The sequence below is a fragment of the Ruegeria aquimaris genome, from assembly GCF_025751555.1.
Taxonomy (GTDB): Bacteria; Pseudomonadota; Alphaproteobacteria; order Rhodobacterales; family Rhodobacteraceae; genus Ruegeria_B; species Ruegeria_B aquimaris.
Genome location: NZ_JAOWLB010000001.1, coordinates 384625 through 410800, shown reverse-complemented (window position 1 = coordinate 410800; position 26176 = coordinate 384625). Strand labels below are relative to the sequence as shown.

22 protein-coding genes are annotated in these 26176 nt (G+C 65.2%); 17 read left to right on the top strand and 5 right to left on the bottom strand.

Annotated features, from left to right (window positions below; genetic code table 11):
* The first annotated feature begins 159 nt into the window (after window positions 1-159).
* The 3 genes from folE2 (at window position 160) to OE747_RS02030 (ending at window position 3574) form a co-directional block, all read left to right on the top strand.
* Window positions 160-1263 carry a GTP cyclohydrolase FolE2 gene (folE2, locus tag OE747_RS02040; protein ID WP_263826938.1) on the top strand — a complete coding sequence of 368 codons (1104 nt, stop codon included), beginning with the start codon at window positions 160-162 and terminating at the stop codon, window positions 1261-1263.
* 282 nt (window positions 1264-1545) lie between these two features.
* Complete coding sequence (locus OE747_RS02035) at window positions 1546-2073, top strand: hypothetical protein (RefSeq protein WP_263826937.1); 528 nt, start codon at window positions 1546-1548, stop codon at window positions 2071-2073.
* A 52-nt stretch (window positions 2074-2125) separates the two neighbouring features.
* The gene (locus OE747_RS02030; RefSeq protein WP_263826936.1) at window positions 2126-3574 is read left to right on the top strand and encodes a TrkH family potassium uptake protein; all 1449 of its coding nucleotides are present in this window, start codon (window positions 2126-2128) and stop codon (window positions 3572-3574) included.
* A 93-nt stretch (window positions 3575-3667) separates the two neighbouring features.
* On the opposite strand, the gene OE747_RS02025 is transcribed toward OE747_RS02030, so the two are convergent.
* Window positions 3668-5413: a serine protease gene (locus OE747_RS02025; RefSeq protein ID WP_263826935.1), complete on the bottom strand. Its 1746-nt coding sequence runs from the start codon at window positions 5411-5413 to the stop codon at window positions 3668-3670.
* A gap of 206 nt (window positions 5414-5619) precedes the next feature.
* Between OE747_RS02025 and OE747_RS02020 the strand changes: the two genes are divergently transcribed.
* From OE747_RS02020 to glmM, 12 genes are all read left to right on the top strand, one after another.
* The gene (locus OE747_RS02020; protein WP_263826934.1) at window positions 5620-6555 is read left to right on the top strand and encodes a glycine--tRNA ligase subunit alpha; all 936 of its coding nucleotides are present in this window, start codon (window positions 5620-5622) and stop codon (window positions 6553-6555) included.
* A 24-nt stretch (window positions 6556-6579) separates the two neighbouring features.
* The gene (locus tag OE747_RS02015) at window positions 6580-7266 is read left to right on the top strand and encodes an FkbM family methyltransferase (RefSeq protein WP_263826933.1); all 687 of its coding nucleotides are present in this window, start codon (window positions 6580-6582) and stop codon (window positions 7264-7266) included.
* Window positions 7267-7410: 144 nt separating this feature from the next.
* Complete coding sequence (locus OE747_RS02010; RefSeq protein WP_263826932.1) at window positions 7411-7989, top strand: plasmid pRiA4b ORF-3 family protein; 579 nt, start codon at window positions 7411-7413, stop codon at window positions 7987-7989.
* A 143-nt stretch (window positions 7990-8132) separates the two neighbouring features.
* The gene (locus tag OE747_RS02005) at window positions 8133-8657 is read left to right on the top strand and encodes a DUF6446 family protein (RefSeq protein WP_263826931.1); all 525 of its coding nucleotides are present in this window, start codon (window positions 8133-8135) and stop codon (window positions 8655-8657) included.
* 19 nt (window positions 8658-8676) lie between these two features.
* A complete protein-coding gene (gene gltS / locus OE747_RS02000) occupies window positions 8677-9888 on the top strand; it encodes a sodium/glutamate symporter (protein WP_263826930.1) in 1212 nt (403 codons plus the stop codon).
* 9 nt (window positions 9889-9897) lie between these two features.
* Complete coding sequence (gene glyS / locus OE747_RS01995) at window positions 9898-12105, top strand: glycine--tRNA ligase subunit beta (RefSeq protein WP_263826929.1); 2208 nt, start codon at window positions 9898-9900, stop codon at window positions 12103-12105.
* Between the two features lie 157 nt (window positions 12106-12262).
* Window positions 12263-14881: a pyruvate, phosphate dikinase gene (gene ppdK, locus OE747_RS01990; RefSeq protein WP_263826928.1), complete on the top strand. Its 2619-nt coding sequence runs from the start codon at window positions 12263-12265 to the stop codon at window positions 14879-14881.
* 176 nt (window positions 14882-15057) lie between these two features.
* Window positions 15058-15696 carry a cell wall hydrolase gene (locus OE747_RS01985; RefSeq protein ID WP_263826927.1) on the top strand — a complete coding sequence of 213 codons (639 nt, stop codon included), beginning with the start codon at window positions 15058-15060 and terminating at the stop codon, window positions 15694-15696.
* A 95-nt stretch (window positions 15697-15791) separates the two neighbouring features.
* A complete protein-coding gene (locus tag OE747_RS01980; protein ID WP_263826926.1) occupies window positions 15792-17168 on the top strand; it encodes a multicopper oxidase family protein in 1377 nt (458 codons plus the stop codon).
* A gap of 101 nt (window positions 17169-17269) precedes the next feature.
* Window positions 17270-18190, top strand: coding sequence for a dihydroneopterin aldolase (locus OE747_RS01975; RefSeq protein ID WP_263826925.1), 921 nt, complete (start codon window positions 17270-17272; stop codon window positions 18188-18190).
* Window positions 18187-19185, top strand: coding sequence for a dihydropteroate synthase (gene folP / locus OE747_RS01970; protein ID WP_263826924.1), 999 nt, complete (start codon window positions 18187-18189; stop codon window positions 19183-19185). Before OE747_RS01975 ends, folP begins: the two co-directional genes overlap by 4 nt.
* 39 nt (window positions 19186-19224) lie before the next feature.
* A complete protein-coding gene (gene glmM / locus OE747_RS01965; protein ID WP_263826923.1) occupies window positions 19225-20577 on the top strand; it encodes a phosphoglucosamine mutase in 1353 nt (450 codons plus the stop codon).
* Between the two features lie 72 nt (window positions 20578-20649).
* On the opposite strand, the gene OE747_RS01960 is transcribed toward glmM, so the two are convergent.
* From OE747_RS01960 to ilvC, 3 genes are all read right to left on the bottom strand, one after another.
* Window positions 20650-21564, bottom strand: a complete 915-nt coding sequence (locus OE747_RS01960; protein ID WP_263826922.1) for a DMT family transporter — start codon at window positions 21562-21564, stop codon at window positions 20650-20652.
* 83 nt (window positions 21565-21647) lie between these two features.
* Window positions 21648-22169, bottom strand: a complete 522-nt coding sequence (locus tag OE747_RS01955) for a hemerythrin domain-containing protein (RefSeq protein ID WP_263826921.1) — start codon at window positions 22167-22169, stop codon at window positions 21648-21650.
* A gap of 163 nt (window positions 22170-22332) precedes the next feature.
* The gene (gene ilvC, locus OE747_RS01950; protein WP_263826920.1) at window positions 22333-23355 is read right to left on the bottom strand and encodes a ketol-acid reductoisomerase; all 1023 of its coding nucleotides are present in this window, start codon (window positions 23353-23355) and stop codon (window positions 22333-22335) included.
* A 131-nt stretch (window positions 23356-23486) separates the two neighbouring features.
* Between ilvC and OE747_RS01945 the strand changes: the two genes are divergently transcribed.
* Together OE747_RS01945 and OE747_RS01940 are read left to right on the top strand one after the other, a co-directional pair.
* Entirely contained in the window at window positions 23487-23942 is a 456-nt protein-coding gene (locus tag OE747_RS01945) for an Lrp/AsnC family transcriptional regulator (RefSeq protein WP_263826919.1), read from the top strand.
* The gene (locus OE747_RS01940; protein WP_263826918.1) at window positions 23939-24397 is read left to right on the top strand and encodes an Lrp/AsnC family transcriptional regulator; all 459 of its coding nucleotides are present in this window, start codon (window positions 23939-23941) and stop codon (window positions 24395-24397) included. The genes OE747_RS01945 and OE747_RS01940 overlap by 4 nt, the downstream gene beginning before the upstream one ends.
* A 3-nt stretch (window positions 24398-24400) precedes the next feature.
* Here the strand turns inward: OE747_RS01940 and OE747_RS01935 are convergent, their stop codons facing one another.
* Window positions 24401-26164 carry an adenylate/guanylate cyclase domain-containing protein gene (locus tag OE747_RS01935; RefSeq protein ID WP_263826917.1) on the bottom strand — a complete coding sequence of 588 codons (1764 nt, stop codon included), beginning with the start codon at window positions 26162-26164 and terminating at the stop codon, window positions 24401-24403.
* Window positions 26165-26176 lie beyond the last annotated feature (12 nt).

Sequence of the window (26176 nt, the reverse complement as noted above, 5' to 3'; positions counted from 1 at the left end):
TGCCGGGGCACCTGCCGGTCCCAACGCCGGTTTCGGACATCGACGCGGTGGATTTCGGGGGGAAAATCAGATCCACCCTGTTATGTTGCGCGTAACAGGGTGGATTGGAACCCTGAGCGGCATCATATATAGGTCCGCGAGCAATCGAGGAAGCACGGCATGAACATTCACCCTCGCGATGTGAATACCACCCCGGACCGGGACGAGGCCGAGGCGGCGCTGGACGTGCTGCGGCGCTGGGCGGCCAGGGCCAGCGCGACCGAGATCAGCCTGCTTGATCCGGCGGTGGCCCGGTTGCTGCCAGGATCCGTGCCGTCGAACTATCCCGACCTGTCGCGCCGCTATCCCGAGGATTTTGTGGCAGACGAGGCCTATCGCGACACGCTGCCCGATTTGCAGAACGGCCCGGCCAGCCTGATCCGGGGGGCAAAACAGCAGATCCAGCATGTGGGCATCTCGAATTTTCGCCTGCCGATCCGGTTTCACCGCAAGAACGGTGACGATCTGACGCTGGAAACCTCGGTGACAGGCACGGTGAGCCTCGATGCCGAGAAGAAGGGCATCAACATGTCCCGCATCATGCGGTCGTTCTACAAACATGCCGAACGCACCTTCAGCTTCGAGGTGATGGAAGCGGCGCTGGACGATTACATGACCGATCTGGACACATTCGACGCGCGCATCCAGATGCGGTTTTCCTATCCCGACAAGGTGCGCAGCCTGCGTTCCGGGCTGGAGGGATACCAGTATTACGACATCGCGCTGGAACTGGTCGAAACGGACGGCGAGCGGCTGAAGATCATGCATCTCGACTATGTCTATTCCTCGACCTGCCCCTGTTCGCTGGAATTGAGCGAACATGCGCGCTCGGCCCGAGGTCAGCTGGCCACGCCGCATTCGCAGCGCTCGGTGGCGCGGATTTCGGTGGTGGTCGATTGCAACGCGGACTGCCTGTGGTTCGAGGATCTGATCGCGCTTTGCCGCCGGGCGGTGCCGACCGAGACCCAGGTCATGGTCAAGCGCGAGGACGAACAGGCCTTTGCCGAGCTGAACGCGGCCAACCCGATCTTTGTCGAAGATGCGGCGCGGCTGTTTTGCGCCGAACTGTTGGCCGATCACCATATCGGTGATTTCCGGGTGATCGCCAGCCATCAGGAAAGCCTGCACAGCCATGATGCGGTGTCGGTGCTGACCGAGGGGCCGACATTTGCCTCGGCCAGCCTGGACCCGCGCCTGTTCACCACCCTGTTCCACGTCGGCTGAGCCGGACGGCTCAATTCGCAGGCAGATTTGCCAGGCAATAGGGCGATGCGGCGCATTTTTGCCGCATCGCGGCATTTCTCTGCACATGCAAACGGAACCACCCTATACTGGATCCGAGCGAAGATTCGGCATCCGGCGGCTTTGTCCGTGGTCCGGGCTGAAAGGGACCGTGAGTGTGACACAGGGCCTATCAACTCTGAACGATCCGGGCAGGGGCATCGCCTGTGCCGCAATATGCTTTCGCTTACCGCTTTCCACCCCCGTGTTTCCCGGAGTGATATCATGATGCTTTCGATCCTTTCGCCGCTGCATGCCCAGGCCGCCGCGATCCGCGCGCTTGGCTATGCCGTCAGCACCCAGTTGCGCGTGGCGCAGATCTTTGCCTGCTCGGCCATCAACGCGCCGATGGCGCAGGTGCGGGCGATTCAGGCGGCCGCCTCCTTGCCCTCAGAGGTGACGCGTGCCGTTGCGGCCGTGCGGGCAGAGGACCGTCCGGGCAAGGTGGCGGTCCTGCCCAAGGCGCCTGTTGCACCCAGGGTGGAAGAGACGGCCGTTGTGCCCGCAGAATCGGCGCCGGTTGCCGACACGCCGAAGGCTCCCGCGCCAACGGTTGAGCCCATCGTCGCGACCGACGAGGCCGCGGCGTCGGTTGTCGCCGAGGTCAAGGCATCGGCGCCCGAGGTCCCGGAGACCGTGGTCAGCCACCCCGCCAAGGCCGCGGCAAAACCGGCGTCGGCGCAATCGCGGCGCCGCAAGGCGCCCTCGGCCCCGGCTCCGATGCCCAAGGCAACAGCGAAAACCGACGGGTGACAGGGCCGCGCCCGCTTGACTCCGACCGTGGGGCGCGCCAACCCTGCGCCCCATGTTGGACATTCGCCCCGTCGGATATGTGATCGGTCTGCTCGTCGCCATTCTGGGCGCGACGATGGTGTTCCCGATGATTGTCGATGTGATCGACGGGCGCGGCGAGTGGCATGTCTTTCTGCAAAGCGGCATCATCAGCGTGCTGACCGGCGGGCTGATGGCGCTGAGCTGCGCCAACGGGGTGCGCGAAGGGCTGACGATCCAGCAGACCTTTCTGCTGACCACCCTGGTCTGGGTGGCGCTGCCCATCTTTGGCGCGATCCCCTTTGTGTTCGGTGCGACCGAGCTGCGCTTTGTCGATGCGTTTTTCGAGGCGATGTCGGGGTTGACCACCACCGGTTCGACGGTGGTCTCGGGGCTCGACGCCCTGCCGCGCGGGCTCTTGTTGTGGCGCGGTATCCTGCAATGGCTGGGCGGTATCGGCATCATCGTGGTGGCGATGGTGTTCCTGCCCGAGCTGCGGGTGGGCGGGATGCAGATCTTCCGCTCCGAAGGGTTCGATACGATGGGCAAGATCCTGCCCCGCGCGCAGGAGATCGCGGGCCAGATCACCGTCATCTATGTGGCGCTGACCGTGGCCTGCCTGACCGTCTATGCCGCGCTGGGGATGAACTTCTTCGATGCGCTGGTGCATGCAATGACCACGGTGTCGACCGGGGGGTTTTCAAATTACGACGCCTCGTTCGGCACGTTCTCGGGCCCGGCGGAATATGCGGCCTCGGTCTTCATGATTCTCGCGGCGCTGCCCTTCGTGCGCTATGTGCAGCTGGTGAACGGCCATTCCGCCCCGATCCTGAAGGACAGCCAGATCCAGACCTTCCTGATCGTCATCGGCGTGCTGGTGGTGGCGACCACATTCGTGCTCACCTCGATCTTTCCGCATCATATCGAACAGGCCTTCCGCGAGGCGCTGTTCAACATCACCTCGATCATCTCGGGCACCGGCTATGCCAGTGTCGACTACATGAACTGGGGGCCGCTCCTGATCACCATGTTCTTTGTGATCGGGCTGATCGGCGGCTGCGCCGGGTCGACCGCCTGTTCGGTCAAGATCTTCCGCTATCAGCTGCTGTTTGCGTCGATCAAGGCGCAGCTACAACGCATCCGCTCGCCGCATGGCGTGTTCCAGCCGCGCTACCAGGGGCGCGCGGTGGGACCCGATGTGCTGAGTTCGGTGATGAGCTTCTTCGTCTTCTTCATCGTGTCGCTGGGCATCCTGTCCTGGGCGCTGTCGCTGACCGGGCTGGATTTCATCACCTCGCTGTCGGGCGCGGCCACGGCGATTGCCAATGTTGGCCCCGGTCTGGGCGACCAGATCGGCCCGGCCGGCAATTTCAGCGGTCTGAACGACACCGCCAAATGGCTGCTGAGCGTCGGCATGCTGATCGGCAGGCTCGAGGTGCTGTCGGTCTATGTCCTGTTCACCCTGCAATTCTGGCGCGCCTGAGGACTGACCCAAGCACCGGTCCTGCTTCTTTCTGGTTGGAAATACTCCGGGGGTCTGGGGGCAGCGCCCCCAGCCTTCGAGCCTGGACAGACCTCAGTTCCAGCAGCTGACCAGAACCGTCATCGCATCCGCCCGGCGGCTCATCTCGTCGGGGGTGACGGTGCCCGCGCCCGCCGCGTCGCGTGCCCCGATGCCGGACACGCTCAGCACATCGCGCAGTGCCTGCGCCTTGGCGGCAAAGCTGACATCGCGGGGCAACTGCTGGTCGCCTGCCGGTTCCGCCAGCAGCATGCCGATCACCGCGCCGCTGGAGTCCAGGACCGGCCCGCCGGCATCGCCGGTCTGAGCCTTCAGGCTCAGTCGCGCCAGCTCGGTCTCGCCACGCAGGCCGGAGACATCCGCCACGGTGCCAAAGCTCAGCGTCGGCGCGCCCAGCACGCCCTCGTAGGAGAAGCCCGACAGCACCACCTCGGCGTTGATGCGCGGCGCGTCGGTGGCCAGATCGGCCACCTGCATCGGTGCCAGTGGCTGCACCGGGCGCAGCACCGCCACCCCCAGCCCGGCATCGGTGTCGATCACCTGCGCCTCGTAGTCGTGGTCGAGCGTCACCCTTGTGCAGCCGGTCACCGCCTCGGCCACGGTCATCACGGTGCCCTTGCCGTCGACATAAAAGCCAGAGCGCGACAGGCGCGGTTTGCGGATCTGGAGGCCCGACACCAGGTCGACGCGCTGTTCGGCATCGCCGCCCGCGCCCGCGTCCAGCACGCCCTCGGTGCGGGTGAAGCTCTCTTTCATCGCCGCCAGAACGCGGGCGCGCCGGTCCTCGTCGCCTTGCGGCCAGATCAGGGTAAAGCCCTTGATCTCGCCATTGGCGAGCGCCGCTTCGGTGTAGGAGACGATGCCGTTGCCGCGGCCTTCGAGCGTGAAACTGTCGCTGCCGCGTTCGCGGGGGCCGTCGAGCGGCACGATTTCCAGCGTCTGCATGATGTCGTAGAGGCCGAACAAAGTCGCCTTGTCGCCCGGCTGGCTGATCAGCAGCACCCGGATGCCGTCGTCGCCGCTGGCCTCGTAATGGGCAAAGGGAGGCTCGTAGCGGCTGAAGCGGACCGCGCCAAGGGGCATGTCCATCTCGATTCCGGCCTGCGAGTCGTAGCGCCGCGCCATGCCGACCGAGATCAGCGGCGCATTGTACTGGTCCATCAGCGCCTTGCGCTGGAGCGTGGTGAGCACACCGGTGGCCTCATAGCCGTTGAAACTCTGCCAGTCGGCCATGGACCGGCGGGTGCCGGCGCCGAAGGCGCCGTCGATGGCGGCGTTGTAGAAGCCCGCCGCCTGAAGCGCGATTTGCAGGCCCTGGCGTTCCTCGCGGCTGAGCGCCTGTTCGCTGCGGCGCGCTTCGGCCGGGGTTTCGTCGGCCGGTTCCGGTTGCGCAATCGGGGCGGCGGGGGCGGCAGGTTCCGCCGTCTGCTCAACCGGGGCGGTGACCGCGCCCTGACCCAGGACGTTGGTTCCTACCGGCCAGAATTGCTGTCCCAGTCCGGCGCTGAGGGCGATGAAACTATCCGAGGGGATACGGCCCTCGGCGCGGTAGACGCGCAGCACTTCTTCGGCATCGGGGCGCAGATAGGGGCCCAGCACGATACCGTACCAGCCGCCGCCCAGCGAGAACCCGGCCACGTCTCCGAGACTGCCTGCATAATCCTGTGCCCGTGCCTGGGCGGTGCTCAGATTGGGCTGGGCCTCGATCTGGACCCAGACGATATCGGTGTCGGATTGGGCGAAGACGGGCGTGGAAAACAGCGCAACAAGGGAAAGGAGTGCGGCAAACAGTCTGGTCATTCTTTGGTTCCGTACCTTCAAATACGTATCGTGCGAGCAGGTTATGCAGGTATTTGGCCCAAATGCCATGCCCGGCAACAGGGGAAAATCGGGTGTGGCGCAATCATCGCAGCCCTTGCGGGCCCGCCGCCACAAGCGCCGTTGACGCTGCGCGCCCGCTTGCATAGGAAAGGCGCGACCCGTTTTCCAGCGCCCGAGGCCGCCCGATGACCGACACGACCCGCACCGCACCGCGCTCTTTCCAGGAGATCATCCTGCGGCTGCAAAGCTATTGGGCCTCGAAGGGCTGCGCCATCCTGCAACCCTATGACATGGAGGTGGGCGCGGGCACGTTCCATCCGGCCACGACGCTGCGCGCATTGGGCAGCGCGCCCTGGGCCGCCGCCTATGTGCAGCCCTCGCGCCGCCCGACCGACGGGCGTTATGGCGAGAACCCGAACCGGCTTCAGCATTACTATCAATACCAGGTGCTGATCAAACCGAGCCCGCCCGATCTGCAAGATCTGTATCTGGGCTCGCTGGAGGCGATCGGCGTCGACATGGCGCTGCATGACATCCGGTTTGTCGAGGACGACTGGGAAAGCCCGACGCTGGGTGCCTGGGGTCTGGGCTGGGAGGTCTGGTGTGACGGCATGGAGGTGAGCCAGTTCACCTATTTCCAGCAGGTGGGCGGGCATGACTGTGCGCCCGTCTCGGGCGAGCTGACCTATGGGCTGGAGCGTCTGGCGATGTATATTCTGGGCATCGACCACGTGATGGACATGCCGTTCAACGATCCGCAGTCGCCGATTCCGCTGAGCTATGGCGATATCTTCAAGCAGACCGAAGAGGAATACGCGCGCTGGAACTTCGATGTGGCCAATACCGAGGTTTTGCTCAGGCATTTCGAAGAGGCCGAGGCCGAATGCGCCGCGATCCTGGCGCAAACCCATGACGACCCCAAGACCGGCAAGCGCATCGTGATGGCGCATCCGGCTTACGACCAGTGCATCAAGGCCAGCCATATCTTCAACCTGCTCGATGCGCGCGGCGTGATCTCGGTGACCGAGCGGCAGGCCTATATCGGCCGGGTGCGGGCGCTGGCCAAGCAATGCGCGGATGCGTTTGTGCAGACGACCGCCGGGGGCTATGCTGCCGCCTGAGGACATCAGGGCAGGGGCAGGGCGATGGAACAGGCGACGCGCGAGCGCTATGAGGAGAAGCTGCGCAAGGCGCGGCGACAGCTGAAACGGCAGGTGCGCACGGCGCAGAGCGAGGGGTTCATGACCGGGGCGGCGGCCATGCTGCGGCCCGGTGACGTGGTGATCGACTGCGGCGCCAATGTGGGCGACGTGACCGAGGTCCTGTCGGCGACGGGCGCCACCGTGCATTGTTTCGAGCCCGACCCTTATGCCTTTTCGCTGCTGGAACGCCGGTTCGGGACCGCGCCCAACGTCATCCTGCACAACAAGGCGGCGGGCGTCGCGGCGGGCCATATCGGTCTGATGCGCGCCGAGAGTTTTGGCGAGGATCCCAAGAAGAACACGGTGATGAGCACCACATTGCCGGGCGGGCGCGGCATCAGCGCGGAAGCGGGCGACGTGATCGAGGTCGAGATGATCGACTTTCCCGCCTTTCTGGAGGGGCTGATCGCCGAGCATGGCGATATCGCGATGCTGAAGATGGATATCGAGGGGGCGGAGCTGGATATCCTCGAAGCGATGGACGCGCGGGATCTCTTTGAGCCGATCCGGGTGACGCTGGTCGAGACCCATGAGCGCAAGTTCCCCGATCTGCGCGACAGGTTCCGGGCGCTGAAATTGCGCATGGCCGCGCGGTTTTCGCCGTCTAAGGTCAATCTCGACTGGATCTGAGCGGGTTGTGGCGAAAGGGCGCAGAGCAGACAGAGCGACCGTCGTCGACCCGTGCCAGGTCGACCGCAACCGCAGGGCCATACGCGATCCGGGATCGACGCGCTGTTGTCCCGGAGATGCTGAGACCGGACAGAAGGGCGAGCCATGCGCATCATCGAACTGACCATCACGCTTGAAGACATCGACCCCGCAGTGACACGCTCCTTGCAGGTGCCCGCCGACATTCGCCTTGACCGTCTGCACCTGACCCTCCAGGCCGCCATGGGATGGACCAACTCGCATCTTTACATGTTCGAGGCGGGCGGTACGACATGGGGGCTGCCCGACCCGGATTTTGGCGGCGATGATCTGCCCGCGAACAAGACCACCCTTGCCAGGGTCATCGAGGACACCGGCGCAAGCACCATCACCTATCTCTACGATTTTGGCGACAGCTGGGAGCACAAGATCAGGATCGGCGCGACCGGCGAGCCTGTCCCCGGCGCGCTTTACCCACGTCTCACGGATATCGCGGGCCGTTGTCCGCCCGAGGATGTGGGCGGGGTCCCGGGATATGAAGCGTTTCTTGAGGCGATCGGCGATCCCGGACACCCGGAACATGCCGATCTCAGGACATGGTACGGCGGCGAGTTTGATCCGAACATTCCCGAAAGCGACGAACTCCGCCTCGACGTTCTCAAACTCGCCAAACGTTGGCAGCCGAAGAAGAAGCCGATCAACTGATCAGCGTGGAACCGGAACAGGATCTGCAAAAAATATCCCGGCAAAGCTGGTATCCCGGGGCGCTGTCCTACATCAAGGCGCAGACGGCAATCGGCCCGATTCTGCCCATGTGAATACTGGCGGAGCGGGAAAAGGAGAGAGACATGACCGGCAAAGTTCTTGTCATCCTGCTGGCGCTCTGCGCCATAAGCGCGGGCCTGTCGATGTATTACCTTCAGGTTTACGGCTATTATTACGAGGTCGAGCCGCGCCCGGGGCAGGATGTGACGCTGGTGCCGCAGGGCGGCGACAAGGCGGAGGTCATCGCCTATGACGGGTTCCAGGCCATCGACGCCGACAGTTCCCCCATCCGTTATCGCGCCTGTTTCACCACCACGCTTGATCTCGACACGCTGAGCGCGGCCTATACCCCGGTCGAGAACCCCGAACCGCTGACCGCGCCCTCCTGGTTCGACTGCTATGATACAGGCCAGATCGACGAGGCGCTGAAAAGTGGCCGGGCGCGGGCCTATCTGGGGGCCAAGAACGTCCATTATGGCGTCGACCGCATCGTTGCGGTGACCGAGGACGGGCGGGGCTATGCCTGGCATGTGCTGAACAATTGCGGGCAAAAGGCCTATGACGGCACCGTGGTTGGCGAGGAATGCCCAGCCCGGCCCGAGAGTTGAGCGGAGCAGGCGCGGACAGGTGACCGGGACACTGGAGATATCCGCCTTCATGACCGTGACCCTGGGTCTTGCGGTCTATCTGATCGGTGTGCGGATCAACGACCGGCTGCCGTTTCTGGAGCGCTTCAGCATTCCCGAACCGGTGACGGGTGGGTTGCTGGCCTCGCTGGTGGTGCTGGGGCTGTATGCCGGGTTCGGGATCGAGCTGGACTTTGACCTGGCAGGGCGCGATTTCCTGCTGGTGCTGTTCTTTACCGGGATCGGGCTGAACGCGCGGCTTGGCGATTTGGTCGCGGGCGGCAAGCCGCTGGCGATCCTGTTGGTGCTGACCCTGCTGACCATCGTGGCGCAGAATGTCATCGGGGTGCTGGGCGCGGTGATCTTCGGGTTTCCGGCACAGGCGGGGGTGCTATTTGGCTCGGCGTCGCTGATCGGGGGACATGGCACCGCCATTGCCTGGGCGCCCGAGGTGGCGCAGGCCACGGGCCTGACCTCGGCCACCGAACTGGGGGTCGCGGTGGCGACGCTGGGTCTGGTGATCGCGGCGCTGATCGGCGGGCCGATTGCCACCTGGCTGGTGGACAGCCGCCAGCTGACCCCGAACCGCCCGGACGAAGAGCTGACGGTCGGCATCCCCAATGAGGCGGACGAGGAGCCGCCCCGGATCGACCACAAATCGCTGATGCGGGTGTTGCTGACGCTGAATGTGGCGATCCTGCTGGGATTTGCTCTGCATGAAACCATCGACCAGATGGGGCTGAAACTGCCGCTCTTCGTGCCCTGCCTGCTGACCGCCATCGCGGTGGGCAACCTGCGCACGGCGCTGTTTCCACGCGCCCCGCGCGTGTCGCGCACCCCGACGCTGGCGCTGATCTCGGAATTTGCGCTGGGCGCGTTCCTGGCGATGTCGCTGATGAGCCTGCAACTCTGGACCATTGCCGAGACCGGGCTGGCGCTGGCGGTGATCATCGCGCTTCAGACACTGTTTGCGGTGGGCTTCATCCTGCTGGTCCTGTTCCGCGCCATGGGTGGCGGGTATCGCGCGGCGGTGCTGGCGGCAGGGTTTGGCGGCTTTGCGCTGGGCGCGACGCCCACCGCGATTGCAAATATGACCGCCGTGACCAAGCGCTATGGCCCGTCGCCTCTTGCCTTTATCGTGCTCCCCCTTGTATCCGCCTTTTTTGTGGATATCGCCAATGCGGTCGTCATCCAGATGATCGTCAATTTCTAAGGACCGACCATGCCCGACCTGCTGATCGAACTGTTTTCCGAGGAAATCCCCGCCCGCATGCAGGCGCGTGCCGGTGAGGACCTGAAAAAGCGGATCACCGACGGTCTGGTCGAGGCGGGCCTGACCTATGCCCATGCCGCAGCGCTGACGACGCCGCGCCGTCTGACATTGGCGGTTGAGGGGCTGCTGGATGCAAGCCCGACCCTGCGTGAAGAACGCAAGGGTCCCAAGGTCGGCGCGCCCGAGCAGGCGGTCGAGGGTTTCCTGCGCGGCGCCGGGATCACCCGCGACCAGCTGGAAGAGCGGGAAACGCCCAAGGGCGCGATTTACTTTGCCACCGTCGAAAAGCCGGGCCGCCCGGCGGCGGCGATCGTGGCCGAGGTGCTGGAAGACACCATTCGCAACTTTCCCTGGCCCAAGTCGATGCGCTGGGGCGCGGGGTCCTTGCGCTGGGTGCGGCCGTTGCAGTCGATCCTGTGCATCCTGACGACCGAGGCCGGGGCCGAGGTGGTGCCGCTCGATATCGACGGGATCACGGCGGGCGACAGCACCGCCGGTCACCGTTTCATGGCGCCCGCGCGGTTCTCCGTCACCTCGTTCGAGGACTATCAGGCCAAGCTCAAGCGCGCCTTTGTGGTGCTGGGCCCGGCCGAGCGGGCCGAGCATATCTGGAACGACGCTCAGAACCTGGCCTTTGCCGCCGGGCTGGAACTGGTCGAGGACAAGGGGCTGTTGGCCGAGGTCGCGGGCCTGGTCGAATGGCCCGTCGTGCTGATGGGGCAGATCGGGGCGGAGTTCCTGGACCTGCCGGCGGAGGTGCTGCAAACCTCGATGCGCGAGCATCAGAAGTTCTTCTCGGTCCGCAATCCAAAAACCGGCCGGATCGAACGGTTTGTCACCGTTGCCAACCGTGAGACTGCTGATAACGGCGCCACCATCCTGGCGGGCAATCAAAAGGTGCTGTCGGCGCGTCTGGCCGATGCCAAGTTCTTCTGGGACAACGATCTGCGCGTGGCGCGGGCGGGCATGTCCGACTGGACGGACGCGCTGGAAAACGTGACCTTCCACAACAAGCTCGGGTCGCAGGGCGACCGCATCCGCCGCATCGCCGCGCTGGCGCGCGATCTGGCCCCGATTGTCGGCGCGGATGCCACACAGGCCGAACAGGCCGCGACCCTTGCCAAGGCCGACCTGAGTTCCGAGATGGTCTTCGAATTCCCCGAACTTCAGGGGTTAATGGGCCGCTATTACATCGAGGCCGCGGGCCATGACGCCACCATCGCCGCCGTGGCGCAAGAGCATTACGCGCCGCTTGGTCCCTCGGATGACGTGCCCACCGCGCCTCTTTCTGTCACCGTGGCGCTGGCCGACAAGCTGGATACGCTGACCGGCTTCTGGGCCATCGACGAGAAGCCCACCGGTTCGAAAGACCCCTTCGCGCTGCGCCGCGCGGCGCTGGGGGTGATAAGGCTGGTGTTGACAAACGACCTGCGCCTGCGGCTCGATCGGCCCATCGACGCGCAGCTGGTGCGGCACAAGTACCATGCCAGCAATGGCGCGGCCGCGCTGTCAGACCTGCTCGACGAGATCGCCGACCATGGCGTGTTCGGCGCCGCCTTTGAGACCATCAAGGGGAAGCTGGGCGATCCTGGTGCATTGGAGGCGCTGGCCGGGGATGTGCCGGATCTTTCCGCCGATCTGCTTTCCTTCATCCACGACCGGCTCAAGGTCTTCCTGCGTGATGAGGGCATCCGCCACGACGTGATCGACGCCTGTATCGCGATGGAGGGCAATGACGACCTCAACCTGCTGGTCAAACGTGCCCGCGCGCTCAACGCCGTGATCGCGACCGAGGATGGCGAGAACCTGGTGCAGGGCTTCAAGCGCGCCAACAACATCCTGACCCAGGCCGAGGAAAAGGACGGGGTCGAATACTCCTTTGGCGCCGATATCAAATTCGCCGAGGCCGACAGCGAAAAGGCGCTGTTTGTCGCGCTGGAGCAGGCCGAGGCCACCATCGATGTCGCGCTCAAGGCAGAGGATTTTGCCGCTGCGATGACGGCCATGGCCGCCCTGCGCGCGCCGGTCGATGCCTTCTTTGATCAGGTGCAGGTCAATTCCGACAATCAGGTGGTGCGCCGCAACCGCCTGAACCTGCTCAGCCAGATCCGCAAGGTCTGTTCCAGCACCGCCGATTTGACCCGCATCGAGGGGTGAGGTGCGCCCGGATATCGGTCCGGTGGACCGATATCAACGCCGAACGGGCGGAGCCCCGGGGGATCCCTGATCTTGGCAGGCGGGCGCCGGGCCGGGCACCCCCTGCTGCTTCTTTCTGGACACAAATACTCAATTCCCCGGTCGCCACTGGCGCGGCATGCGGCCAGAACGCGCTTGCGCCAGCCCCAAACGCCCTTATTCTGCACCCAAACCAAAAGGTGCCGCAGTGCAGAATAATCCCAACACCACGCTGATCACCGCCACCGCGCCGGTGGCAACGGCAACCCATGGCGGGCGCGCGAAATGCCTGCAACGGCTGGTGCGGCTCGACCTGCCGGTGCCGCGCACGGTGGCGCTGTCGTTTTCGGCGGTGCATGACATTGCGCAGGGACAGCTGCCCGATATCGGCGCCATCGTCAGCCAGTTCGAGCCGACCGCGCTTTTGTGCGTGCGGCCCAGTTCCGAGGATCCCGACTGGGGCGGACCGGGGGCGGTGCTGAACATCGGCATGAACGATGCGCGTTTTGTCGAACTCAGCGACAAGATGGGGGCCGAGGCGGCGGCGGCGCTCTACCTGCGCTTCGTGCAGACCTTTGCCATTCACGTGGCCCGGCTCGACCCGGATGTGTTCGACGAGATCGAGGCCGACGGCCGCGAGGGGCTGCGCCAGAGCTTGCGCGCCTATGAGGACGAGACCGACGAGAACTTCCCGCAGGATCCGGGCGAACAACTGGCCGCGGTGCTGCGCTCGATGGCGCGGGCGTGGGAGGGCACCTCGGCCCGCCTGCTGCGTCAGGCCAAGGGCGCTCCGGCCGATGCGGGCCTGGGTCTCGTGGTGCAGGAGATGATCCCGGGTCTCGGCCAGGGCGAATGCGGATCGGGCGTGCTGCAACTGGTGGAACCGGCCACCGGGCTTCCACAGATCACCGGCCGGTACCTGAGCCAGAGCCAGGGGCGCGACGCGCTGGGGGCAGGGGCCGAGGCGCTTTATCTGGAAAAGGATCCGCGCGGCGTCGCGCTGGAAGATGTGGCGCCCGAGGCCTTTGCGGCGCTCAAGCAGCATGCGGCGCTGATGCGCGAGAAGCTGCGCGAGGAGATGCAGGTCGAATTTGTGATCGAGAATGGCCATGTGCATATTCTCGACGGGGTGCGGGTGCCGCGCAGCGCGCGTGCGGCGCTGCGCATCGCGGTGCGGCTGGCCGAAGACGGCATCATCCCGCCGCAAGAGGCGGTGATGCGGATCGACCCGCATTCTGTGAACGAGTTGCTGCACCGGCAGGTGCATCCGCAGGCCAAGCGGGATGTGCTGACCACCGGCATCGCCGCCAGCCCGGGGGCGGCCACGGGCAAGATCGTGTTCACCGCGGCCGAGGCGCAGGCCAGCGCGGCGCGCGGCGAGCCTTGTGTGCTGGTGCGGCGCGAGACCGCGCCCGAGGATGTGCGCGGCATGCATGCCGCCGTGGCGGTGTTGACCGAACGGGGCGGCATGACCAGCCACGCGGCGGTGATCGGGCGGGGTCTGGGCCTGCCCTGCATCGTTGGCGCCTCCGAGATGGAGTTCCAGACCAAGGTGCGGATGATCAAGGCGCCCGACGGGCGGGTGTTCCGCACCGGTGACATCCTGACCATCGACGGCAGCACCGGGCAGGTTCTGGCGGGCGAGCCTGCGATGATGGAGGCGGCGCTGGACGACAGTTTCCAGACGCTTATGGCCTGGGCCGATGCCGAGCGCGATATCGGCATCCGCGCCAATGCCGACACGCCGGCGGATGCGCAGACGGCGCGCAATTTTGACGCGCAGGGGATCGGGCTGTGCCGGACCGAGCATATGTTCTTTGATCCCGGCCGGTTGACGGTGATGCGCGAGATGATCTTTGCTGCCACGCCCTCGGGGCGCAAGGCCGTGCTGGAACGGCTGCTGCCGATGCAGCGGGACGATTTTGTGCAGCTTTTCCGCATCATGGAGGGCAAGCCGGTCTGTATCCGCCTGTTCGACCCGCCACTGCACGAGTTCCTGCCGACCACGCGCGCCGGTCAGCGTGAGCTGGCCGAGGCGCTGGACATTCCGGTCAGCGATGTGACCCGCCGGGTCGAGGCGATGACCGAGTATAACCCCATGCTGGGCCTGCGCGGCGTACGTCTGGGCGTGACCGTGCCCGAGATCTACGACATGCAGGCGCGCGCCATTTTCGAGGCGACGCTGGAGGCCAGCCGCAAGGGTAAACCGGTGGTGCCCGAGGTGATGATTCCGCTGGTTTCGGCCAAGCGCGAGGTGGAACTGGTCAAGGCGCGCATCGACGCGGTGGCGGCGGCCGTCGCCTCGGAGCGGGGGCAGGAATTCGACTATCGCCTGGGCGTGATGGTCGAGACGCCGCGTGCCTGTCTGCGGGCCGACGAGATCGCGCATTGCGCCTCGTTCCTGAGTTTCGGCACCAATGACCTGACGCAGATGACCTATGGCCTGTCACGCGACGATGCGGGGCGGTTCATGTCGGTCTATGTCCGGCAAGGGGTATTCACCGAAGATCCGTTCCATGTGCTGGACCAGGATGGCGTGGGCGAATTGCTGAAACTCGGGGTGGAACGGGGCCGCAAGTCCAAGCCTGAAGTAACCGTTTCAGTCTGTGGCGAACATGGCGGCAACCCCGAATCAATCGCCTTTTGCAGGGCTGCCGGTTTTGACTATGTGTCCTGTTCCCCCTTCCGTGTACCGGTCGCGCGCCTGGCTGCGGCACAATTGGCCATATCGGATAAACTTGGTATGAGTGAGGGGTAAGATCACTGCATGTTGTGGTGATGTACAGACTCTGCGGTGTAAAAATCTCTGTGTTTTCAGTCGTTACACCCTTGCAATTTCGCTAAAACTGGACCTTTGCGAAACTCTGAGGTATTGGCACCCCTGCGCCGACATGGGGAGGAACCGGCGCGGATGCCTTGTGTGGGGTTTTGGATATGAAACGATTTCTACTGACAGCCTTGCTGTCGGCTGCGGTCGCGGTGCCGAATATTTCCATGGCAGACCGTGGGCCAGAGCGCCCGGAAGCCGAAAAGGCCGCCGTTTCCGCGCCGAAAGGCAAGCGGTTTCGCGACTATCTGAACGCCTTCCGGCCACAACCCGACGCGGGCCCGGTCGAGGTGTCGTTCTCGCGTACCTGGATCGACGAACAGCCCAAGGCGCAGGGCGGCGAGCAATGGGCGTGTCTGGCCGAGGCGCTGTATTTCGAGGCGCGCGGCGAGACCGTAAAGGGTCAGTTCGCGGTAGCCGAAGTGATCCTGAACCGGGTTCAGAGCGAGCGGTTTCCCGATACCCCCTGTGGCGTGATCAAGCAGGGGACGGGCCGCAAGTACCAATGCCAGTTCACCTATACCTGCGACGGGCGCAAGGACGTCATTGCCGAGAAGGCCGCTTATGAAAGGGTTGCCAAGGTTGCCCGGCTGGCGCTGGACGGGGTGGCCGAGGAGTTGACGGGCGGCGCCACCTATTACCACACAACCGCAGTAAAACCCAGCTGGGCGCGGCGGTTCACCCAGACCGCCAAGATCGGCGTTCACCTGTTTTACAGCCCGGGTCAGCGCACCGCCAGCAACTGATCGGGTGACCACGCGAACAGGTTGGCGCATGCCTGCCGAAAGCCTGCTGGCAGAGGCGCAAACCACGTCTATATTGCGGGTCACGGAGGCCCGCGATGAAACTTACCCGTAGACAGATTCTGACAACTGGCGCAGCACTGGCATTGTTGCCGCGCCGCGCCTTTGCCGCCATGCCCGAGCTGGTCGCGGCCGAGAGCCGCCAACAGATCGCGCCCGGGGGATATCCCGAGACCGCGATCTGGAGCTATGGCGGCGGCACCCCCGGCACCGAGATCCGGGTGCCGCAGGGCGGCAGGGTGTCCCGCCGACTGGTCAACCGCCTGCCGCAGCCGACGGCGGTGCACTGGCACGGCATCCGCATCGACAACACGATGGACGGCGTGCCCGGCCTGACGCAGGAGGCGGTGCCGCAGGGCGGCAGTTTCGACTATGATTTCGAGTTGCCGGATGCCGGTACCTATTGGTACCATTCGCATAACCGCTCGATGGAGCAGGTGGCGCGCGGCCTGTATGGGCCGCTGATCGTGGACGAGCCGAAGGCCCCCGATATCGACCGGGATATCGTGCTGATGCTGGATGACTGGCGGCTTGACCCGGAAACCGCCGCGCTTGATGGGAACTTCGACAACGGCCATGACCTGAGCCATGCCGGGCGGTTTGGCAACCTGCTGACGGTGAATGGTCGCTTTGACCCTGCTTTCGAGGTGAAGAACGGCGAGCGGTTGCGCCTGCGGCTGGTCAATGCCGCCAATGCGCGGGTGCTTGAGGTCGGGCTTGACGGGCTGGAGGGCTGGATCGTGGCGCTGGACGGGATGCCGTTGGAGTCACCGCTGGTGGTCAGCGGTGCCTTTCCGCTGGCCCCGGCACAGCGGGCGGACCTGTTTGTGGACGTCACTGCCGAGAGCGGCGCCGCGGCCAGCCTGCTGAGTATCGAGCGCGATGGCGGCTATGGTCTGTGCCGGTTCGACGTGACCGGGCAGGCGGCACAGGCGCGCCGGACCGCGCCCGAAGCGCTGCCGCCCAATCCGCTGCCCGAGATTGGCGATCTTGCGGCGGCGCCGCTGCACGAGATGCGGCTTCAGGGCGGGGCGATGCGCTGGCTCGACAGCGCGATGCTGGGTGACACCGAGATGGGCGGGCGGGAGCTTGCGCAACTGGGCAAGTTCTGGGCGCTCAACGGGCGGGCCGACCGGCCCGAGGCGCCGTTTCTGGATGCCGCGCGCGGCAGCCTGCACAGGATCGCCTTTGTCAACGAGACCAATTTCGACCACGGCATGCATCTGCATGGTCATCATTTCCGCCTGATCGGGGCCAATGGCACGCCCGGCCCCTGGCGCGATACGGTGCTGGTGCCGCCCGGTGAAACCCGGCAGATCGCGCTGGTGGCGGATAACCCGGGCAAGTGGCTGTTGCATTGTCACATGCTGGGTCATGCCATGTCGGGCATGACAAGCTGGTTCCGCGTCGCCTGATGCCGCATTCGGCGACTGGTATGGCGTTTGTCACCCTGCTATAGGCGGGGTTCGCGCCTATTTAGGCTGGACGTGACCCACGAACCCGAAAGGCCCGCTCGATGGTTTCCGAAATCCGCCTCGCCTTTGCCCACCCCTCGGAGCGGTCCGAGGCGACGGCGACCCGCGGCCCGCTGGACCGTATCTCGCTGCGCGACCATGTGGTCGCGGTCGAGATTGGCGCCTTTCAGGCCGAACGCGGCACCACCCAGCGCATCTGTTTCAACGTGGTGGTCGAGGTGATGCCGCTGACCGGCCCGATCGACGACGACGTGGACCGGATCCTGTCTTATGACCGGGTGACCGAGGCGATTGCCCGCGCCCTGGCGGAAGAGCGGCTGAACCTGCTCGAAACCCTGGCGGAGCGGGTGGCGGAACTGATCCTGCACGAGCCGCAGGCGGTGCGGGTGTTTGTCCGTATCGAGAAGCTGGATCGTGGCCCCGGCGCGCTGGGGGTCGAGATCGTGCGCGGCCGCGACAAGCTGCATGTGGATCAGACCCAAGACCTGCGCCCGCATCCGCGCCTGGTCTACCTGTCGAACGCGGCGATTGACTCGGGCCATCTCAAGGGCTGGATCGACCAGCTGGAGCATCGCGACCGTCCGCTGATCATCTGTGTCGGTGCCTCGGGTCTGGCGGTGCCACGCACCGGTCACGCGATGACCCAGCGGCGGATCGACCTGCTTGCCATCGAACAGAATGCCTGGCGGCTGGCGGCGCGCGATCTGCGCTGCAAGGTGGTGTCGACGCGGACCGAGCTGGACTGGGCGATGAAGAACGGCCAGATCTGCGTCTGGGCGCCGTCCAAGATCGTGCTGGACGCGGTGGATGGCCCTTCGGCCAAGCCCTCGGACGCGGTGGCGCTGGCGGCCTGGTTCGCGGCGACCTTCGAGGCGGGCGAGATGCTGGTGATCGGGGCGGAATTGCCGGGCGATCCGGGAGTGCCTTTGCGCGCGGTGCCGGTGGAACAGGCCGAGCTGTGAGCGACTATTTCCGACCGCTGGTGCAGCAGGGAACGGCACGGCCCAGGGGCGCGGTGCCGCTGGGTGGTGGCACGTTGTGGTTCACCCATGCCGAACGCCTGTGCCGCGACGGGACATCCGAGGTGGTCCCGGCCGGGGATGTTCCCGCTGGGGTGCTGGACCGGCTGACGGGTGCGCGCGACGCCATTGCCGGGCTGGAGATGTCCCGCCCGCATCTGATGGGGATCCTGAACGTCACGCCCGACAGTTTTTCGGATGGCGGGCGGCACTATGCCGTCACCGATGCCGTGCAGGCGGCACTGGCGATGGCGGCGCAGGACGTCTCGCTGCTGGATATCGGCGGCGAGTCCACCCGTCCCGGTGCCACCGAAGTGCCGGTCGACGAGGAAATCCGCCGTATCGAGCCGGTGATCGAGGCGATCCGGGCCGAGACCGGCACCGCGATTTCCATCGACACCCGCAAGGCGGCGGTGGCCGAGGCAGCGCTGGCCGCCGGTGCGAGCCTGGTCAACGATGTGTCCGGGTTTACCTTTGACGCCGGGCTGGCGCCGCTCTGCGCCGAGACCAGCACGCCGGTCTGCATCATGCATGCGCAGGGTGATCCGGCGACGATGCAGCAGGACCCGCATTACGACAATGTGCTGCTGGATGTTTACGATTTCCTGTCGACGCAGGTGGACCGGCTGGTGGCGGCGGGTCTGTCGCGCGGTCAGATCGTGATCGACCCCGGCATCGGGTTCGGCAAGACGCAGGCGCATAACCTGACGCTCTTGCGGAACCTGTCGCTGTTCCACGGTATCGGCTGTCCGATCCTGCTGGGGGTCTCGCGCAAGCGGTTCATCGGCACCATCGGCAAGGAACCGCTGGCCGAGGCGCGCGCGCCGGGTTCGATTTCCGTTGGGTTGTCGGGGCTTGCGCAGGGCGTCCAGATTTTGCGGGTGCATGACGTGGCCGAAACCGCGCAGGCCTTGCGTCTGTGGGCTGCGGTCCGCTAAAGCTGCTCTTTACAGGATCAGAACGACAGCGAGGCGGCGATGCGCAAGCTTTTCGGAACCGACGGGGTGCGGGGCACCGCCAATACCCACCCGATGACCGCCGAGATGGCGCTGAGGATCGGGGCCGCCGTGGGCCGCTATTTCCGCCGCGACGCCAGCGGTGTGCACCGGGTGGTGATCGGCAAGGACACCCGCCTGTCGGGTTATATGCTGGAAAGCGCGCTGACCGCCGGGCTGACCTCGACCGGCATGAATGTGCTGCTGCTGGGCCCGGTGCCGACGCCCGCCGTTGGGCTGATGACCCGCTCGATGCGGGCCGATCTGGGGGTGATGATCTCGGCCAGCCATAACCCGGCCGAGGACAACGGCATCAAGTTCTTTGGCCCGGACGGGTTCAAGCTGTCCGACCAGGCCGAGATCGAGATCGAGGCGTTGATCGAAGAGGGCGTGCGCCCGGCGCAGGCGCAGAATATCGGCCGCGCCAAGCGGGTGGATGACGCCCGGTTCCGCTATGGCGAGCGGGTGAAATCCTCGCTGCCGCGCGATCTGCGGCTCGATGGGCTCAAGGTGGTGGTTGATTGCGCCAATGGCGCGGCCCACCGCGCCGCACCCGAGATCCTGTGGGAACTGGGCGCCGATGTGATCCCTGTGGGCATTGCGCCCGACGGGCTGAATATCAACCGGGGCTGCGGCTCGACCCATCCGCAGACGGCGGCAGAACAGGTGGTGGCGCATGGCGCCCATGTCGGTATCGCGCTGGATGGCGATGCGGACCGGGTGATCGTGATCGACGAGACCGGCACCCCCGCCGATGGCGACCAGTTGATGGCGCTGCTGGCGGCGCGCTGGGCGGCCGAGGGGCAGCTGAAAGGCGGCGCGCTGGTGGCGACAGTGATGTCGAACCTGGGGCTGGAACGGTTCCTGGCCGGGCAGGGAATCGGGCTGGAGCGCACCGCCGTAGGCGACCGTTATGTGGTCGAGCGGATGCGCGAGGGCGGCTTCAACCTGGGCGGCGAGCAATCGGGTCATATCGTGATGAGCGATTTTGCCACCACCGGTGACGGGCTGATGGCGGGGCTGCATTTTCTGGCCGAGATGGTGCGCTCGGGCCAACCTGCCAGCGCGCTGGCGCGGCAGTTCACCCCGGTACCCCAACTGTTGAAGAATGTGCGCTATGCCGCCGGGCAGGCGCCGCTGGAGATGGCGCCGGTGCAGCAGGCGATTGCCGAGGCGGAAGCCGCGCTCAACGGGTCGGGCCGGTTGCTGATCCGCAAGTCGGGGACGGAACCGCTGATCCGGGTGATGGCCGAATGCGAGGATGAGGCGCTGCTGACCCGGACCGTTGACAGCGTGGTCGAGGCGGTGGCCGACGCGGTATCCGCGCCGGCCTAGGGGGCGCTGCCCCCGTCGCGCGGATGCGCGACTCCCCCGGAGTATTTTTGGCGAAATGAAGCGAGGGTCGGTTCAACGGCCGCTGAACAGCCGACGCAGCGCGCCATATTGGCTGAGCGCGACGCCGGTCAGGATCATCAGGAGCGCCCAGAGCAGGGTGGGTGGCAGCGGCTCGCCCAGCACCAGCGCGCCCAGAAGTACCGACCAGATCGGCACCTGGTAGTTGGTCAGGCTCATGAAGACCGGACCGGCGGTGCGGGCGACGATGATCCGGAGCAGGTTCGCCGCCGCTGTCGGCACCAGGCCAAGGAGCGCGATCAGCATCAGCCCCTTGCCCCCGGGGTTTGGCGGCAGGCCATGGTTCAGCAATGCCAGCGGGATCACCACCGCCGAGCCGATCAGCAGCGTCGCCGCCGAGAGGCCCACCGGGTCGAGCGGCGGCAGCCGCCGCATCAGCACCGAGCTGGTGGCATAGCAACCCGCCGCCGACAGGCAGGCGAGCCGCCCCAGAGGCTCCATCCCCGCGCCGCTGCTGGCGAAGGCGCCGGGGCCGATGAGCAGCACGATCCCGGCAAAGCCGATGCCAAAGCCCAGGGTCTTGCGCCATGTCATCCGCTCGCCCGGCAGCAGGAAATGCGCCAGAGGCAGCACGATCAGCGCCACCGCCGCCATCGACACGCCGGTAAAGGAGGAGGTCACGTATTGCTGACCCCAGGCGATCAGCATGAAGGGCGCGGCGGCGGAGAGGCCCGCCACCAGGGTCAGCGTCGGCCAGTCGGTGTCCTCGGTGGTGAACATCCGCCCGCCGCGCACCCGCCAGACCAGGGCGGTGAGCAGGGCGGCAAAGCCGATGCGCCCGGCGGCAACCCAGAAGGGCGGCGCTGTTTCCAGCGCCATCGCCTGGACCAGAAAGGTGCCGCCCCAGACAAAGCCGAGCGTGGCGATCATGGCCCAGCTCTTGCCGGTAATGTCTGGGGTCTGGGTCACTTGTGCGCTTTCGTTCAGGCCGCGCCAGATGACCCCGGCGCGGTGCCGGGGTCAATGGGCGACGGTTCGGTTTGGGTCGAAGATTAACCCCGCAGCTTGTGGTGCAGCAGGATCGGCACCGCCAGATCCTCTTCGTCGGCCAGATGCCGGTCGAGCAGCTGCTCGATCGCGGTGGCGGCGGCCAGCACTTCGGGGGCCTCGCCATTGGTCTGGGCCGGGTCCAGGTATTGCAGCTGGATCAGCCGGTTGGAGGCTGTTTTTAACCTTTCCAGCTGGGCGTCCAGCAAGACATGGTCGGATTCCAGCACGTCCAGCCCCTCGGCAAAGCGACGGTCTGCGGCCCGAAGTTCAGGAAAGAACTTTCGGTCTTCCCACGTATGATGGCCATGCAGGTTGCCGATCAGCAGATTGCCGAAGCGGCCCAGGCGTTCTGCGTGAACATCTTCGTCCAACTCCTTGTCCAGCAAGCGTTCCATGTCATGGCGGACGAGCCGCGACAGGTCGCGAAACATGATGTGAGCGCCCATCCAGTTTTCGATCGACGCGGCGAAGTTCGGGTGCCCCGGCCATGTGTCGCGCGGGTAATCCCGAAGGAGAGCCTGCATTTCGGTCGGCAGTCTCTCTCTGGTGACAGTGATATTTTGGGTCATGGCGGCAATATGTGTGTGCATATTAGCCACTCAATGGGTCCCGATTGCACAGGCCGGGTGCACAAATGCAAAGAGGCGCACCAGCGGCGCGCCTCTTGTATCTCCGGATCTCCGGTGATCAGTTCTTGGACTTGTCGACCATCTTGCCGGCCGAGATCCAGGGCATCATGGCGCGCAGTTTCTCGCCCACCTGCTCGATCTGGTGTTCGTCGTTCAGGCGGCGGGTGCCCTTGAAGAAGGGCTGGCCGACGGCGTTTTCCTGCATGAAGTCACGCACGAACTTGCCGGTCTGGATGTCCTTCAGGATCGCTTTCATCTCGGCCTTGGTGCGCTCGTAGGGCAGAACCCGCGGACCCGAGACATACTCGCCATATTCGGCGGTGTTCGAGATCGAGTAGTTCATGTTGGCGATGCCGCCCTCGTAGATCAGGTCGACGATCAGCTTCACTTCGTGCAGGCACTCGAAATAGGCCATCTCGGGGGCATAACCGGCCTCGACCAGGGTCTCGAAACCCATGCGGATCAGTTCGACCAGGCCACCGCACAGAACCGCCTGCTCGCCGAACAGGTCGGTTTCGCATTCCTCGCGGAAGTTGGTCTCGATGATGCCCGAGCGGCCGCCGCCGATGGCCGAGCAGTAGCTGAGGCCGATTTCCAGCGCCTTGCCGGTGGCGTCGGTGTGAACCGCCACCAGGCAGGGCACGCCGCCGCCCTTGGTGTATTCGCCGCGCACGGTGTGGCCGGGGCCCTTGGGCGCCATCATGATGACGTCGACGCCTTCTTTCGGCTCGATCAGGCCGAAATGCACGTTCAGGCCGTGGGCAAATGCGATGGCCGCGCCGGGACGGATGTTGTCATGCACGTATTTCTTGTAGGTCTCGGCCTGCAATTCGTCCGGCATGGTGAACATGATCACGTCGCACCAGGCAGCCGCTTCGGCGATGCCCATGACCTTGAGCCCTTCGCCTTCGGCTTTCTTGGCCGAGGCCGAACCTTCGCGCAGGGCGACGACCAGGTTCTTGGCGCCCGAGTCGCGCAGGTTCAGCGCATGGGCATGGCCCTGGGAGCCGTAGCCCAGAATGGCCACTTTCTTGTCCTTGATCAGGTTGATGTCGCAGTCACGATCGTAATAGACGCGCATGATGCCGGTCCTTTCTGTTTCGATTGCCGCGTTTCTAGCGGGTGTCGCGGTGGGTTGCGAGAGGATCGGGGTTGAGATTTTCATAGATTGGTGAAAGATAATTCGTCACATAAGAGAAATCTGAAAAATTCATGCTTGACGATACCGACCGTCGCATCCTGCGCCATTATCAGGCCGACCCCAGCCTCAGCGCCGCCGAACTGGCCGAGCGCTGCCGGATCAGCTCGGGCGTCTGCTGGCGGCGGATCGAGAAGATGCAGGCTGCGGGCATCATCCGGGGCCAAGAGGCGGTGATCGACTGGGCGGCGTTGGGCTTTGCGGTCGAGGTCAGTTTGCGCGTCACGCTCGACAAGACGCAGCCGCGCGCCTTTGACGATTTCATCGCGGCCGCCCGCAAGGTGCCCGAGGTGATCGAGATTCAAACCTTTCTGGGCCGGGTCGATGTGCGCCTGTCGGTGATTGCCCGCGACATGGCCCATTACCAGCAGCTTTATCGCGACCGCATCCTGACCCTGCCGCATATAGCCGATATCGAGGCGCTGATGCATATCGCGCGGGTCAAGCGCGACGAGGTGCTGCCGGTATGACCGAGTTGGACGAGATCGACCGCAAGCTGCTGCGCGCGCTTATCCAGGACGCCAGCCAGAGCGCGGGGGCGCTGGGTCGCCGGTTCGGCCTGTCGCAGCCTGCCACCTGGCGGCGCGTCCGACGGCTGGAGGAGGCGGGGGTGATCAAGGGCCGCCGCCTGCGCCTGAACGCCGAGGCGCTTGGATTTGGCGTGACCGTGTTCCTGGGGGTCAAGCTGGCGCGCAAGGGGCGCGTCAGCCTTGAGGATTTCGAACGCGCCGTCAGCGCCATCCCCGAGGTGCAGACGGTCGAGCATGTGCTGGGCCTCTACGACTATCGCCTGCGCGTGGTGGCGCGGGATCTGAGCGATTTCGAACGGGTGCTGCGGCGGCGCATCATGACCCTGCCCGGCGCGGGCGAGGTCGAGGCCAACGTGCTGCTGAGCGAGGAGCGCCTTCCGGGGCCGATCGGCTGATCCCTAGCTTGCCATCGGGACCGCAACCGCGGACAGCGCGTCGCGAATCCGGTCCCGCAGCAGATGCGCGAAATCGCGGTCCTTGTAGTATTCCGTCTGGACGAACAGCTCGGGGTCGAACTGCGGATCGAGCATCAGAAGATCGTGTGCGGATTTCTTGACCAGGTCGGGCTGGTTCAACTGCGTCGCCGCGGCGGATCGATAGGCAGCTGCGCGCCGGGTCAGGCGCGCGAACTCTCCCACTACGCGGAAACATGTCTCGAAATCGCCGAGAACGTAGTGGGCCACGGCTTCCAGTTCGCGGCAATATTCCGGCAGAAACGGATCGAGCATCTTGGCCCGGTCCAGATAGGTCAACGCCGCCTTCCCGTCGCCCAAGAAGTTGTACAGCTCACCCGTACGCCCGACCACGTAGGCGTGGCTGGGGTTGAGGTCCAGCGCGCGGTCGAAATGGTATCTGGCAAGCTCGAAATCCGATTGGTAGAAGGCGAGCGACCCGGCGATGCGATGGCTTTCGGCATCGGTTTCGTCCAGTTCGATCGCACGCTTGCCGGCGCGCACCAACTCGTCCCAGACGTCTTCGCCGGTCCATTCGGCAACCGTGGCCAGCGCGCAGGCGCGCCAGGCATGCGCCCGACCGAACTCGGGGTCGCGCTTGAGCGCCTCGTCGAACCAGCGCAGCGCCTGTTGCGTGTTTTCCAAGGTGACGCCGCCGAGACGATAATAGGACAATCCACGGATAAGGCATTCATATGCTTCCAGATCCATGGGACGTTTGCGGCGCGCCCGTGCTTCGGCCTGTCGCTCGATCTGACCGGCCACGCGGGAGACGATCTTGGCCACCAGATCGTCCTGAACATCGAACAGCTCTTCCATGCTGCAATCGGCACGTTCCGCCCAGACCTGTTCGTTTGTTACAGTGTCGGTCAGGTGGGCACTGATCCGGATGCGAGATCCCAGCCTGCGAACCCCACCTTCGAGGCAGAATCGTGCGGCAAGGCTGCGCCCGATGTCAGGAGCCCGGGCGTCGATGCCCTTCAGGCCGAAACTGGCGTTTCGCGAGATGACCGTCACATCCGGAAAGCGCGCCAACTCGGTGATCAGGTCGTCCGTCAGACCCTCGGCGAAATATTCCTGATCGGGGTCGCTGCTGAGATTCCTGAAGGGAACGACGGCAATTGAATTGGCCTGACGCTCTCCCCCTGCCGGTTCTGGCAGCCGGGGTTCTTCGATCACCGCCGTGCCCAGGCTCTGCATGCCAAGCTCACCGATCACCGAATAGAGCGTGACCGGGTGTTCGATATTCTTGAGTGTTCTTTCGCCAAGTTTCTCGAACCTGAGTTGCGCGCCCCGCTTTGCGTATTCGAACACCGCGCCGCTGATCACGACGGCGCCGGGCTCGGCCTCGCCTTCGATCCGGCTGGCGATGTTGACACCGTCGCCGAAAAGATCCTCGCCTTGCACGATCACATCCGCCAGATGCATCCCGATCCTCAGGTCAAGCCCGATATCCTGGCGCGACGCGGGTTGTGCCAGATGCAACTGGATGCCGTAGGCGCATCGCACCGCGGCCACGGGACTTGAGAACTCCAGGAAGAAGCCGTCTCCGGCACGGTTGAAGATACGCCCGTTGTGCTTGTCGGCACTATCCCGGAGAAGCGATGTCAGCCGTGCCATCCGCTCGATGGTCTCTGTCTCGTCACGTTGCATCCGGGCCGAGTAGCCGACAACATCGGCGGCCATGATGGTGGAAAGGCGTCTTTTCAAAACTTCTCTCCA